The sequence below is a fragment of the Arthrobacter sp. efr-133-R2A-120 genome (assembly GCF_030209835.1).
In the GTDB taxonomy this organism is placed as follows: domain Bacteria; phylum Actinomycetota; class Actinomycetes; order Actinomycetales; family Micrococcaceae; genus Arthrobacter.
The window spans coordinates 43,066-55,756 of record NZ_JARVRF010000026.1 but is presented as its reverse complement, the minus strand read 5'-3'; the positions used below and the strand labels follow the sequence as shown (position 1 = coordinate 55,756).

At 63.4% G+C, this 12,691-nt stretch carries 14 protein-coding genes; 4 read left to right on the top strand and 10 right to left on the bottom strand.

The window, feature by feature from the left end:
• Positions 1-63 precede the first annotated feature (63 nt).
• Both QRN52_RS13775 and QRN52_RS13770 read right to left on the bottom strand, forming a co-directional pair.
• Positions 64-1,227, bottom strand: a complete 1,164-nt coding sequence (locus tag QRN52_RS13775) for a cystathionine gamma-synthase (protein WP_284753344.1) — start codon at positions 1,225-1,227, stop codon at positions 64-66.
• A 14-nt stretch (positions 1,228-1,241) separates the two neighbouring features.
• The gene (locus QRN52_RS13770) at positions 1,242-2,627 is read right to left on the bottom strand and encodes a cystathionine beta-synthase (RefSeq protein WP_284753342.1); all 1,386 of its coding nucleotides are present in this window, start codon (positions 2,625-2,627) and stop codon (positions 1,242-1,244) included.
• Positions 2,628-2,773: 146 nt separating this feature from the next.
• On the opposite strand from QRN52_RS13770, the gene QRN52_RS13765 reads away from it, so the two are divergent.
• Positions 2,774-3,202, top strand: coding sequence for a VOC family protein (locus QRN52_RS13765; protein ID WP_284753341.1), 429 nt, complete (start codon positions 2,774-2,776; stop codon positions 3,200-3,202).
• Positions 3,203-3,252: 50 nt separating this feature from the next.
• Here the strand turns inward: QRN52_RS13765 and QRN52_RS13760 are convergent, their stop codons facing one another.
• Positions 3,253-3,660 carry a VOC family protein gene (locus QRN52_RS13760; RefSeq protein WP_284753340.1) on the bottom strand — a complete coding sequence of 136 codons (408 nt, stop codon included), beginning with the start codon at positions 3,658-3,660 and terminating at the stop codon, positions 3,253-3,255.
• A gap of 137 nt (positions 3,661-3,797) precedes the next feature.
• On the opposite strand from QRN52_RS13760, the gene QRN52_RS13755 reads away from it, so the two are divergent.
• Positions 3,798-4,790 (top strand): DNA-3-methyladenine glycosylase family protein, encoded by a 993-nt coding sequence (locus tag QRN52_RS13755; protein WP_284753338.1) that lies wholly within the window; start codon positions 3,798-3,800, stop codon positions 4,788-4,790.
• Between the two features lie 16 nt (positions 4,791-4,806).
• Here the strand turns inward: QRN52_RS13755 and QRN52_RS13750 are convergent, their stop codons facing one another.
• The gene (locus QRN52_RS13750) at positions 4,807-5,769 is read right to left on the bottom strand and encodes a putative endonuclease domain-containing protein (protein ID WP_284753337.1); all 963 of its coding nucleotides are present in this window, start codon (positions 5,767-5,769) and stop codon (positions 4,807-4,809) included.
• A 132-nt stretch (positions 5,770-5,901) separates the two neighbouring features.
• Positions 5,902-7,575 (bottom strand): AMP-binding protein, encoded by a 1,674-nt coding sequence (locus QRN52_RS13745; protein ID WP_284753336.1) that lies wholly within the window; start codon positions 7,573-7,575, stop codon positions 5,902-5,904.
• A 102-nt stretch (positions 7,576-7,677) separates the two neighbouring features.
• Here QRN52_RS13745 and QRN52_RS13740 point away from each other — a divergent pair, with 102 nt between their 5' ends.
• Positions 7,678-7,956: a putative quinol monooxygenase gene (locus QRN52_RS13740; protein ID WP_284753335.1), complete on the top strand. Its 279-nt coding sequence runs from the start codon at positions 7,678-7,680 to the stop codon at positions 7,954-7,956.
• A 51-nt stretch (positions 7,957-8,007) separates the two neighbouring features.
• Here the strand turns inward: QRN52_RS13740 and QRN52_RS13735 are convergent, their stop codons facing one another.
• Complete coding sequence (locus QRN52_RS13735) at positions 8,008-8,379, bottom strand: thioredoxin family protein (protein ID WP_059387274.1); 372 nt, start codon at positions 8,377-8,379, stop codon at positions 8,008-8,010.
• A gap of 111 nt (positions 8,380-8,490) precedes the next feature.
• Positions 8,491-9,036, bottom strand: a complete 546-nt coding sequence (locus QRN52_RS13730; RefSeq protein ID WP_284753333.1) for an acyl-CoA thioesterase — start codon at positions 9,034-9,036, stop codon at positions 8,491-8,493.
• 139 nt (positions 9,037-9,175) lie between these two features.
• Between QRN52_RS13730 and QRN52_RS13725 the strand changes: the two genes are divergently transcribed.
• The gene (locus QRN52_RS13725) at positions 9,176-9,400 is read left to right on the top strand and encodes a hypothetical protein (RefSeq protein ID WP_284753332.1); all 225 of its coding nucleotides are present in this window, start codon (positions 9,176-9,178) and stop codon (positions 9,398-9,400) included.
• A 55-nt stretch (positions 9,401-9,455) separates the two neighbouring features.
• On the opposite strand, the gene QRN52_RS13720 is transcribed toward QRN52_RS13725, so the two are convergent.
• The 3 genes from QRN52_RS13720 to QRN52_RS13710 all read right to left on the bottom strand — a co-directional run bounded on the left by QRN52_RS13720 (position 9,456) and on the right by QRN52_RS13710 (position 12,633).
• Positions 9,456-10,532, bottom strand: coding sequence for a LacI family DNA-binding transcriptional regulator (locus tag QRN52_RS13720; RefSeq protein ID WP_284753331.1), 1,077 nt, complete (start codon positions 10,530-10,532; stop codon positions 9,456-9,458).
• A 144-nt stretch (positions 10,533-10,676) separates the two neighbouring features.
• Positions 10,677-11,498, bottom strand: coding sequence for an HAD family hydrolase (locus QRN52_RS13715; RefSeq protein WP_284753330.1), 822 nt, complete (start codon positions 11,496-11,498; stop codon positions 10,677-10,679).
• Positions 11,499-11,553: 55 nt separating this feature from the next.
• On the bottom strand, positions 11,554-12,633 hold the full coding sequence (locus QRN52_RS13710; RefSeq protein ID WP_284753329.1) for an ABC transporter substrate-binding protein: 1,080 nt from the start codon (positions 12,631-12,633) through the stop codon (positions 11,554-11,556).
• Between the last annotated feature and the right edge of the window lie 58 nt (positions 12,634-12,691).

Here is a 12,691-nt window from a genome sequence, read left to right as displayed (position 1 = left end):
GCCGCTGTGATGGCGCGTCCCGGCCGATCCGTTCACCAAAGAAGGTCAGGAATGGAGGGGCTTTCAGTAGGTGATGTTGCCGATCGCCTGCTCGAGGTCCGCGATCAGGTCCTCGACGTCCTCGATGCCGCAGGAAAGCCGGATCAGATTGACCGGCACGGCCAACTCAGTGCCCTTGACCGAAGCGTGCGTCATCTCCGAGGGGTAGTTCATGAGGGACTCGATGCCGCCCAGGGACTCGGCCAGCGTGAAGACTTGGGTGGATTCGGCCACTTTGCGGGCCGCAGCTTCGCCGCCCTTGAACTGCACGGAAATCATGCCGCCGAACTTCTTCATTTGCTTGGCCGCGAGTTCGTGGCCCGGGTGGGATGGCAGTCCCGGATACAGCACGGCTTCAACTTCGGGACGCTCCAGCAACCACTCGGCCACGGCCTGGGCGTTCTCGCTGTGGCGGTCCATGCGCACGCCGAGCGTCTTGAGGCCACGCGTGGTCAGGAACGCATCCATGGGTCCGGACACGGCGCCGACAGCGAACTGCACGAAGCCGATCTTCTCTGCCAGTTCGGCGTCCTTGACCACGATCGCGCCGCCCACCACATCCGAGTGGCCACCGATGTACTTGGTGGTCGAGTGGACCACGACGTCGGCACCCAGGGCGAGCGGGGTCTGCAAGTAGGGAGACGCAAAGGTGTTGTCGACCACGAGGAGGGCACCGGCGTCGTGCGCTACTTTGGCGAGCGCCTCGATATCGGTGATCTTCATCATCGGGTTGGACGGAGTCTCCACCCAGACGATGCGGGTCTTGTTCGCCCCGACGGCTGCGGCAACGGCGTCAAGGTTGGACATGTCCACTGGTGTGTTGCCGATGCCCCACTCGCCGAGCACGCGGTTGATGAGCCGGTACGTTCCGCCGTAGGCGTCGTTGCCGAGGACGATATGGTCGCCGGGGCGGGCAACGGCACGGATGAGGGAGTCCTCCGCGGCAAGCCCCGAGCTGAAGCTGAACGCGTGCGTTCCGCCTTCCAGCGCAGCGAGCTGCTCCTGCAGCGCATCGCGGGTGGGGTTGCCGCCGCGGCCGTATTCGTAGCCGTCCCGCAAACCGCCTATGCCGTCCTGGGCATACGTCGAGCTGAAGTGCAGCGGCGGGACCACGGCGCCGGTGCGCGGCTCGAAGGCCTGGCCGGCGTGGACAGCACGCGTGTTGAATCCTGCTTCGTTTGCAGACATATGAACTCCTAGTGTCAGTTGCTCAGGTAGGCGAGAAGGTCGTGGCGGGTGAGGATGCCCACGGGGGCTCCGACGAACGTCACCATGACGGTGTCGACGTCGGACAGCAGCTCTCGTGCGGCGGAGATGGTCTCCAGGGATCCGATCACCGGCAGGCGCTCCCCCATGTGCTCGGAGATCTTGTCGGTCAATTTGGCCTCGCCACGGAACAGCTTGGTGGTCAGCGTGCGCTCGTCGACTGCGCCAAGGACCTCGCCCATGACCACGGGCGGTTCCTGCGACAGGACCGGGATGTGCGAGACCCCGAATTCGTTCATGATGTTGATGACATCGCGCACGGTCTCGTTGGGATGGATGTGGACGAGGTCCGGCATCTCACCGGTCTTGGACTTCAATACCTCGCCCACGGAGGCTTCCTCGCCACCTGAGAGGAAGCCGTAGGAGCGCATCCACTTGTCGTTGAAGATCTTCGCCAGGTACCCGCGGCCGGAGTCCGGCAGGATTACGACGACGACGGCTTCCTCGCCAAGGTCTTTGGCCACTTGCAACGCGGCAACCACTGCCATGCCGGAGGAGCCACCCACCAGGAGGCCTTCCTCGCGGGCCAGGCGCCGGGTCATCTCGAAGGAGTCTGCGTCGCTGACGGCAATGACGTCGTCCGGCACGGTCTTGTCGTAGTTGGCCGGCCACATGTCCTCGCCAACGCCCTCCACGAAGTAGGGCCGCCCCGTGCCGCCAGAGTAGACCGAGCCTGCCGGGTCCGCGCCGATGACCTTGACGCGGCCGCCGTCGGACTCTGACCGGTTGGCGGACACATCCTTGAGGTACCTGCCCGTGCCGGTGATGGTGCCGCCCGTACCGGCGCCGATCACGACATGGGTGATTTTCCCGTCGGTGTCGCGCCAGATTTCGGGCCCGGTGGTTTCGTAATGGCTGCCGGGGGCTGCGGGATTGGAGAACTGGTCCGGCTTGAAGGCTCCCGGGATCTCGGACACGAGCCGGTCGGAGACGCTGTAGTAGCTTTGCGGGCTGTCCGGGGCCACGGAGGTGGGAGTCACCACAACTTCTGCGCCATACGCCTGGAGCACGGCACGCTTGTCCTCGCCCACTTTGTCCGGGACAACGAAGATGCACTTGTAGCCCTTTTGCTGGGCCACGAGGGCGAGTCCTACGCCCGTGTTGCCCGAGGTGGGTTCCACTATGGTTCCGCCCGGCTTGAGCTTCCCGTCCCGCTCTGCTTCCTCGATCATCTTCACCGCGATGCGGTCCTTGATGGAACCACCGGGATTCACATATTCGAGCTTCACCAGAATGGTGGCTTTGATGTCCCCGGTCACGTGGTTGAGCTTGATGAGCGGTGTATTGCCAATGAGGTCCAGGACGGACTGGGCGTACTTCATAGGTACCAAGTTACCGCTTGGTCGGGACTGCTCCGGTGCAGCGGAGGCTCAGACCGGTGGCGGGCCGCGTCTGCTTCGCGTCTAGCCAAAGGATGGCCTCGCGGGGCAAGCTAGCCGTGACACCCTCCAAGGAAAGGACATGCACCATGGATTGGACCCTCGAAGTGGTTGTGCTCCCTGTGAGTGACATTGACCGTGCCATCGAGTTCTACCGCGACAAGGTGGGCTTCAACCTTGACCACAACACCACCAACGAGCACATGCATGTGGCGCAGCTGACCCCTCCGGGCTCCGGATGTTCGATCGTCGTCGGAGACCTGCCGGCGCAGAATGAGATGGCGCCGGGTTCCATGCGGGGCCTTCAACTTGTGGTCGCGGATGCGCGCGCCGCACGCGAGGAATTGCTGGGCCGCGGCGTCGAGGCCAGCGAAATCACCGTCTTCGACGAGCGCGACGGCGGCACGTTCTTCGGCTTCAGCGATCCGGACGGCAACACGTGGGCGGTGCAGGAACTCAAGGTCCGCGCTGAGAAGCCGCTGGTTCCAGCGGAGGCCCGCGGGCGCTTCGGGGAGTAGTTTCGGGGAAAGGGCCGGCCCCGCGTAAAGGGCCGGCCCGGGCAACCCACTCACTCAGCCGGTGCAGTGCCTGCCGCCGAAGAGTCGGTCTGCCAGAGGCCCAGGATGTTGCCTTCGGTGTCCTTGAAATAGGCGTAGTATCCCATGCCCGGAACAGCATCCTTGCCTTTGACCACTGAACCGCCCGCACTCTCGATTTGGCCAAGCGAAGCCTCGATGTCTTCGACATCCACCGTGATGATGGGCGTCTTCAGCTCCTCTGTGCGCGGGAACAGTGCACCATTGATGGCCCCGGGCGCGCTCGGCATACCCGTCTGCGGGTCCGAAGGCGTGGTGATTGCGATCGTGTAGTCCATCTCCTGCATGGGGTTGAGCATCCAGCCGAAGGCACCCTGGTAGAAAGTGTTGGCCCGCTCCTTGTCGTCCGCGGGGATTTCAAAATGCACTACACCGGCCATTGGTTCTCCTGAGATTGTCATGGAAGGCGCGGACGCCCCGCGCCACACGTGGAGTCTAGTCGGGTGGGTTTCGCGGCGTAAGGGCTTGAACGCGGCTCTTTTCGAGTGTTGTCAGGTGAGCGTGCGACCATGAATGAATGACCATCGTCGATGTCCCGCCGGCAGCAGCGGCAGCGGCCGACGCGTCCGTGCGATGGCACGCCTGCGGCCCCTTCGACCTTCTCCAGACCCTGGGGATCCTCATGCGCGGCAATGGCGACCCCTCCTTCGCGGCGCGGCAGGACGGCGTGTGGATGGCCTTCACGACGCCGGATGGCCCGGTCACATTGCGACTCACCGCCGCGGGAAACGGCCAGGACAGGCACGTCGATGCCCAGGCTTGGGGCGTCGGTGCCGGCTCCGCCATCGCCTCCGTGCCTGCGCTGTTGGGGAGCGGGGACGACTGGTCCGGCTTCGACGAGGCTGCCTTTCACGCCACCCTTCCGCGCATGGTCAGGGAAGCCCGACGCCGGAACCTCGCCGTCCGTTTGCCTACCACCGGCCGTGTGGTGGACTCCCTCGTGCCCACGATTCTTGAGCAAAAGGTCACCACTATCGAAGCCCGCCGGGGCTACCGCTACCTGATGTACCGTTACGGGACCTCAGCGCCAAGCGCGGGCCGCCTTTCGACGTCGGGCCTGCCGTCGGGCCTCCTCGTCCCGCCAACCGCCTCCCAATGGTTGGCCGTTCCTTCATGGGAGTGGCACAAGGCCGGCGTGGGTCCCCAGCGCTCGGCAACCGTCATGCGGGCGCTGCGATCCGCCGTCGCGCTTGAACGGCTCGCATCGCTCAGCGCAGCGGAAGCCGGGGCCAAGATGCAGACCATCCCGGGCATTGGTGTCTGGACGGCCGCCGAGGTGGTCCAGCGGACTCATGGCTGCCCGGATTCGATCGCGGTGGGCGACTACCATTTGGCCTCGTACGTCGGCTATGCGCTCACCGGCAGGAAAACGGACGACGCCGGAATGATCGCTCTCCTGGAACCCTGGCGTGGGCACCGCCAGCGGGTAGTCCGGATGCTGGGGCTCAGCGGCTTCCGCAAACCGACATTCGGTCCGCGGATGACCATCCAGGACCACCGAGGGCACTAACGCCACCAACGCGGGGTCACTTACGGCCCATGTTGCTGCCCGACATGGGCCGTAGGTGACCCCGCGTTGGGAGTTTCGCCCGCTTGATCCGGACAATAAGGCCGGCGAACCCTTCGGCCAGGTCATGGGCGTTGGCCTTGAAGTAGGACCAGCCGGCGCTCGTGAAAGCTTCGTCCCTCCGGTTGTCCCGTGTCTGCTGTTCCCGCGTGAGATGCGGTGCGCCGTCGTACTGCACGGCGATCCGGAACCGCCGGTACCCCAGGTCCGCGGACGGCGACCACGGATCGTCCGGATCGAAGCGGAGCTGCAATTCCGGTTCAGGCAATCGCGCATCCAACATTGCGAGCCGCAGGAATGTCTCCGGAAACGAGTCTGCTCCGACCCTCATGTCTTCGAGGGCAAGCCGGGCCTTCTCCACGCCCTTCATATTCGGATGCTGGCGGATCAGGAGGCGCAGCCCTTCCTTGTTCGCGTAGGGCTCCGTCCTTCCTTCAAGGCCCGGCCGGGGCATGCGGATCAACTGGTCGCCCATGGCAATCACGTACCGCAGCGGCAACTGATTCGCCAGGTCAAGCCACGTCCGGGACGGAGAGGACACCGGGATTCCGTCTATTTCCGTGACTTCGTCAGGGAGGATGCGCACCCGGTGCCCCGTCACTCCGGTCCGGCGGACCCGGGGAAGCTCATTGGGCTTGCTGAGGTGGACCGTCTCTTCGCCGCCCAGCCACGGAGGAAGGCCGAGCCGGGTCAGTACCGCGGCGCTCTCATGGGACACCCAGGCGCCCGGTGTTGCCGCGGCAAGGACCCGCGCCTGTTCGGCAAACTCAAAGTCACGAGCCGCAGGCAAGTAGATCAGCCGGCCGCCGTCGGACACGTCCCTGGCCCGGAGCCGCTTCGGAGCGACGCCAAGCACACGGGATTCATAGACGGTGAAAGGACGGCTACTGATTTCCTTCGGCAGCGGATTGATGCGGACCATGGGATCCAGTTTGTCCGCAATTTGACCCCGGCAAGGAGTTATCCACAGGCTGACTTCCAAGCAAGCCAACGCGGGGTCACTTACGGCCCATGTTGCCGCTCAACATGGGCCGTAAGTGACCCCGCGTTGGAATTAGAGTCCGAGGCGGGCGATCGCTTCTTCGCGCATGTCGATCTTGCGCACTTTGCCGGAGACTGTCATGGGGAAGCTCTCCCGGATGTCCACGTAGCGGGGGATCTTGTAGTGGGCCAATTTGCCGCGGCAGAACTCCTGCACTCCGTCCAAGTCCAACGCTGCTCCCGGTTTGAGGATGATGCAGGCCATCAGTTCCTCGCCGTACTTGGCGTCAGGCACCCCGATGACCTGGACATCCTGGATCGCGGGATGCCGGTACAGGAACTCCTCGATTTCGCGGGGATAGATGTTCTCTCCTCCGCGGATGACCATGTCCTTCATGCGGCCTTCGATCACGATAAAGCCGTCGGGGTCCATCCGGGCGAGGTCCCCCGTGTGCATCCAGCCGTCGTCGTCGATTGCCTCGGCTGTCTTCTCCGGCTGGCCCCAATACCCGTCCATCACGGCGTAGCCGCGCGTGCACAGCTCGCCGATTCCTCCGCGTTCCAGGGTTTCGCCGGTGCCCGGATCCACGATCTTGGACTCGAGCCGGGGCATGGTGCGACCAACTGTCGTGGTCCTCTGCTCAATGGTGTCCGCCGCGAGGGTCATGGTGGACACGGGCGAAGTCTCGGTCATTCCGTAGCAAATGGCCACGTCCCGCATGTTCATCTCCCCGATGACACGCTCCAGGACCTCGATGGGGCACAGTGAGCCGGCCATGACGCCGGTACGCAGCGTGGAGAGGTCATAGGACGCGAAATCGGGCAAAGCCAACTCGGCGATGAACATGGTGGGTACTCCGTACAGCGAGGTTCCGCCAAAATCCTGAACCGCTTCCAGGGCGGCGGCCGGGGTGAATCCGCGGCCCGGAATGATCGTGGCAGCACCGAAGCTCAACGCGTTCAGGTTCCCGATCACCATGCCGAAACAGTGGTAGAACGGCACCGGCAAGACCACGCGGTCGCGTTCCGTGTACCCCAACAGCCTGCCGATCTGGTTGCCGTTGTTGAGGATGTTGTGGTGGGTCAACGTGGCGCCCTTGGGGAATCCCGTGGTGCCGGAAGTGTATTGCAGATTGATGGGATCGTGCGGGTCCAGTTCCGCCATGCGCGCCTTGAGCGCTGAGGGCGCAACGTCGTCCGCCCGCTTGAGTAGCTCGGCGAACGTCAGCTCGGCGTCAGTTTGCGGCTCGCCTGCGTTGAGCATGTCCAGTCCCAGATCGGGAAGAAACACGAGCTCCCGAAGCTCCGGGCAGCCGGCCAAGGCCTCCCGGGCCATGGCCACATAGTCGCTGTTCTTATCCGATGGCGCAGCCACCAGCATCCGCATGCCGTTCTGGCGGACCACGAATTCGAGTTCGTGGCTGCGATACGCCGGGTTGACGTTGACCAGGATCGCCCCCACCTTAGCCGTGGCGTATTGCAGGATGGTCCACTCGGCGCAGTTCGGGCTCCAGATGCCCACCCTGTCACCCTTGGCGACGCCCACGGCGAGGAGCGCACGCGCGAGGCGATCGACGTCGTCGTTCAGTTTTTCGTAGCTCCAGCGCCGGGCCTCATCGCCGGGCACCACGGCGGCTTCGATGAGCGCGTCCCGCAACGGAAACCGCGCCGCGACGCGTTCAAAGTTGGCGCCGATGGTCTCTTCAAGCAGCGGGACGTCAGTGTCCCCGGCTGTGTAGGAAAGCATGAACGCACGCTACCAACTCCGCCGGTCCAAGAGAAGACTTTTGCTTGGAAGTCCTACAAAATATTTCAGGGGCTTGCCGGGCCAGCCGGTAATGTGAATCCCATGAGTGCACCCATTGACCTGCAGGCCACGTTCATCCCCAACGACGGCGAATTCTTCCGCGTGAAACTCGCGTTGGAAATCGCGATCGACGAAGTAGTGAACGAACCCGGCTGCATCCGCTACGAGCTCACCGAAGCCAACGAGGACAAGCTGGTCCTGACTGAGCAGTGGGCCTCGGAGGAACACCTCGACATCCATTCCAAGGGCATCGCCGTTCAGGACCTCAACGAATCCCTCAGTGCGCTGCTGGCGGAGCCGGTGAAGCTCGAGCGCCTCTAACTAGCATCGGCTGTTGCCCACGGGAAAGTGGGCAACAGCCGATGGCGTTTGCTAGGAGTTTTCGGCGCGCTGCTTTGCGATGTGCGCGTGAACCTCGTCCATGTCGAGCCCCTTGACGGCCTCGATGACCTGCTCGAGCTGGGGTCCGTTCAGTGCGCCCGGCTGGGAGAACACGAGGACCTTTTCGCGGAAGGCCATGAGCGTGGGGATCGAGGAGATGCCGGCTTCGGCGGCGAGCTGCTGCTCGGCCTCGGTGTCCACCTTGGCGAAGAAGACATCGTCATGCTTCTCGGAAGCGGCTTGGTATGTGGGGGCAAACTGCCTGCAAGGGCCGCACCACGCAGCCCAGAAGTCCACGAGGACAATGTCATTGCCCTCGATGGTCGATGCGAACTGCTCGCCGGTGATGTCAACTGTAGCCATGCTTCCACGGTACGCGACGGCGCCGCCTAAGTCGCCCTTGTTCGCTACCCGGCAAACCGGGAATAAAGCACGACGGCGGCCGGCTGGCTTGGGCCCGACCGGCACCTTCGGCTAGTGCCAGAGGTGAGGGGCGGCCCTCCGGGCGCCGGGGAGGGCGTTGTTCTCACGCCACTCGTGGATCCATTCCGGAAGCTCGAGGTCCGCGGGCGGCTCGCCGAACTCGGCCAGGATTTCCTCCTGGCTCACCGGCCGGCCGTTGGCGACAAGCCGGGTGGCAATGTGCGCGCGGGCGTAGATCTCGCCGTCCACCACCATTCGTTGTTCAAAGTAGATCGCTTTGGAATCGAGCCCGATGATCCTGGACTCGATGGTGTACTGCTGCCAGAGCTGCAACGACTTCCTGAACGCGATCGTCTCGCCGGCGGCCACGGGGCTCCAGCGGCGTCTGCGCATCTTTTGCCAGATCCCCGCGCGCACCATGAGGTCGAAGCGCCCAAGGTCCATCAGCGAGAAATACATGCCGTTGTTGACATGCATTGCAATGTCGATGTCCGTGGGCAGTACACGCATGGGCAAGGAGGACGTGCCCCAAACGTTGAGCCGGCTCCGCCTGGACGAGGTGAACAAGAGCAAGAGGGTTCGGAGAAGCAAATGCATAACCGCCATGTTACTCCGCAGTAACATCCTGGGACAGCTTCGTTTTGTGTGTCGCTACATGGCATGTCGTTTACCGCCGGTTCACATGCCGCGGGAAGAATGTCTGAAAACAAATTGCAGGAAGCACCAAGGAGATCCCGTGAGCACCACCCAAACCATCAGGGCACACGCAGATGTGTGGCCGGAACTTCCGCTCAACCAGGAGCTGGTGTTGCAGGACACCCGCGGCAACAGGATCGTAGGCACCTTGGACGGCATGACGGACGATCGCAGCACGCTCTGGATCCAGTTGTCCGGAGGCCTGGGCCGGCAACTCGTGCACCACCAGGACGGATACTGGCTGGAGCCAGGCAGCGCGAGCTAAAACCGGCGCTGGCGTGGCACCGCCGGTGCCCACGCGCCGTCGTGGTCATCGCCGCTCAAGCGCAGCCGCAACTGCCGCGAACGATCATCCTGACGGGGAGGACAACGGACTCGCTGCCAGTGGTCTCACCCGAGCTCCGCGCAATGAGCATGTCGGCTGCCAATCGACCGATGTCGCTCATTGGCTGCCGAATGGTAGTGATGCTTGGTTGAGAGACGGCGCCGGCGACGACGCCATCGAACCCCGTGACCGCAACGTGGGCCGGAACGGAGACGCCCAAGGTGGCCAATGCGTCCACGACTTCAAGCGCGACCAGATCCGAGGCACAGACGAACGCTTGTGGAAGGGAACCGGCGTCGCTCAAGCCTGCGAGATCCGCGGTGATCGTGGCGAGGGAATGGCTCAACGGAGGCCGGGCGGCGATTCCCCTCCCCCGGAGTTCCTCGTTGAAGGAAAGCCGGCGTTCTTCGCTGTCGGCATTCGTCACCGACGAGACGAAGATGAAATCTGTCATGTTGTGCACGGAAATCAAATGATCGGCGATCATGGCCATGCCGCCTGCATTGTCCGCGGTGATGTGGCAGTAGTCGTCGGTGGTCCCGGCGGAGGCGAATTCAACCACCGGTATTCTCCTTGAGACGTGCGACAAGGTCTCCGGTGCGAGCCGTCGCGGGAAAACCGCGAGGCCATCCACGCGTCCGGCCATCTCGTTGATGATGTTCTCGCCGATTTCATCCTGTCGGCCGCCGAGGATGAGCTCGAATCCGCGCCGCCAACATTGCAATTCGAAGCCGCGCTGCACCTCGTCTAAGTACACAGGAAACAGCCGGAAATCGTCGTATGGCTCCCCCTGTAACAGGTGGCTCCCGGGCAGGGACTGCCCAGGGGCGACCCGACGGTCCGGGGCATTCCACATGAAGTCATAGGCGAACAATCCCAAGGCACCCGTACGGCCCCGCGCCAGGCTCCTTGCGCTGGCGTTGGGTACGTATCCAAGCCGTTTTGCGGCTGCCAGCACAATTTCCCGGGTGGATTCCTTGACGCGGTCAGGGTTCCGGAAGGTGAAGGAAACCGTGGCAGTCGAAACACCCGCGGCGGATGCAACGTCGTAAACAGTCGGGCTTTTGGCCATTGATGAGGGCTCCATTGTGATGACGAATTTCGCTTATCCGGTCACGCGTCGCTGTGGTATTCGGCGGATTTCGCCTGTCCCTTCCAGCGCCGAAACATCGTACCCCGGCAGGATAGGCCCCGGCAGTACGCTTCACAGGCGGGCTCATAAGCGCGAGAGCACCGCGGCCACGCCGTCTTCATTAATCGAGGGAATGACCGCGGAAGCGATGGCTCGGACTTCCTCGGGGGCCTGCCCCAGGGCAAAACCCTGACCGGCCGCTCCGGCCCAGCGCAGCATTTCGATATCGTTCCGGCCGTCTCCGAAAGCGACGACGTCTGCGCGGTCGACCCCGAGAAGCCGCCGCACCTTCTCCAAGGCAATAGCCTTGTTGACCCCCCGGGGAGCCATATCAAGCCATGCTGTCTGTCCGATGGAGTAAGTGACGTGGTGCAGGCCGAGGGTTTTCATGATGTCGAAGAATTCCGCGGTCCCGGCGTCGGGAGCAACAACCACCACCCTTGTTGCCCGCCCACCAAGGAGCTCGTCGAAACGGACTCGCCGTGAGTTCGGGTCATCACCGTTTTCACCAGGAAGAATTTCCGTGTACAGGAAAGTTCCGTGCTCGTCCTCCACCGCATAGAGGGCACCGGGCAAGTGTGAGCGCAGAGTGTGGAGCGCGGACGTGGGATCGAAGGTCGCGACGAACTCCTTGCGGTAATTCTGCTCCACCGATTCGTCCCGCCGGATGATGATGGCCCCGTTGGAGCAAACGACGTACTCGGGCGAGATACCGAGGTGGCCCAGGACCCCGATCACGCTCGCAACGGGGCGGCCCGTCGCGAGCGTGATCTCGTCTCCCGAGGCGGCAATCCTCCGGACCTGTTCAACGACTGCCTCACTGATGCGTCCATCGTCGTGCATGATGGTGCCGTCGACATCGAGCGCGACAAGACGGCGTCGCGTTTCCGGACCTGTGGTGGTCATTGGAGGGTAACCGGAGCCTTTCTACTCGTGTGGTTGCAAACGCGGCCCAAGGGGTCTAGAGGGTGGTTTTGCCGTTGAAGGCCTTGGCGATGTAAGACAAGTCGACGATTCCCTTGACGTTTGCCGGCACGGGCGTCTGTCCTGCCGCCTTCATGGCAGGGAGCATTTTCGAGTCCAGCAGCGCGGTATCCATATTGAGGAGACCATGGGTCTTCGTGAAAGCGGACTGGATCAAGGGTGCCTGCAGCTCGTTCTGTCGGATCTGTTGCTTAAGATCGAGTCCGAGGTCGGCCCCATACTTTTCTACACACAGCGTGGCTGCGATGGACGGATCGGCAACGTTGTCCTGCCAGCCCCGGATGCTGGCACGCAGGAACTTGACGATCGCGTCCTCGTTCGCGCTGGCGAACTTGCCGGTGGTCACGATGACATCTGCGTAGGAGGGAAGTCCCAGCTCGCTGTAAGTAACGGTTACGTAGTCCTTGTCCTTGACGAGCCCGAACTGGGTCTCGAGGGTGGTGGGCTGGTTGGTGACGTAGCAGGTGTAGGCGTCGCCTTGGCCGTCCACGAGGGGCGAGGGGTCGAACCCGGCCGGAATGAGCTTGTAGGTAGCCGGGGGCAGGCCCGCGAGCTCAAGGATGGCGTCCAGGTAGGGTTGGGTTCCGCCTTGCCCCAGAACCTTTGCCACAGCGAGGTCCTTGGGTGTCTTCACGGGCTTCTTGGTCAGGGACACGATTCCGCCAGGACTGTCTTGGAAGACTGCACCGAGGATCTTCAAGTCGTTGCCCTTCGCCGCAGCGACAATCGTGTCGCTCATGGACGGTGAGAGCCCAATCTCGGCGTTCCCTGCCGCGAGGCTCTGCGCCGCTGATGGCGCGTTTGCTCCGCCCGGGAGGAACTCAATTTCGAGGCCCTCGTCCTTGTAGTAGCCGCGGTCATCGGCAAGAAAGTAGCCGCCGAATTCAACATTCGACACCCAGCCGAGGGTTATGCGCAGCTTCGTGGGCGATGCCGCCTCCGACGACGCCGGGCTGCTTCCGCTGCTGCTGCAGGAGCTCAGGGCGCCGGCCGTTGCGAGCGCGCCGAGGCCAAGGCCGGCGCCGAGAAGGCTGCGGCGTGAAAACTGTTGGTTCATGGTGGATCTCCTGTTCGAAAGGGAGTGTTCGAAGGTAGTAGTTGTTCGAAATTGGGGT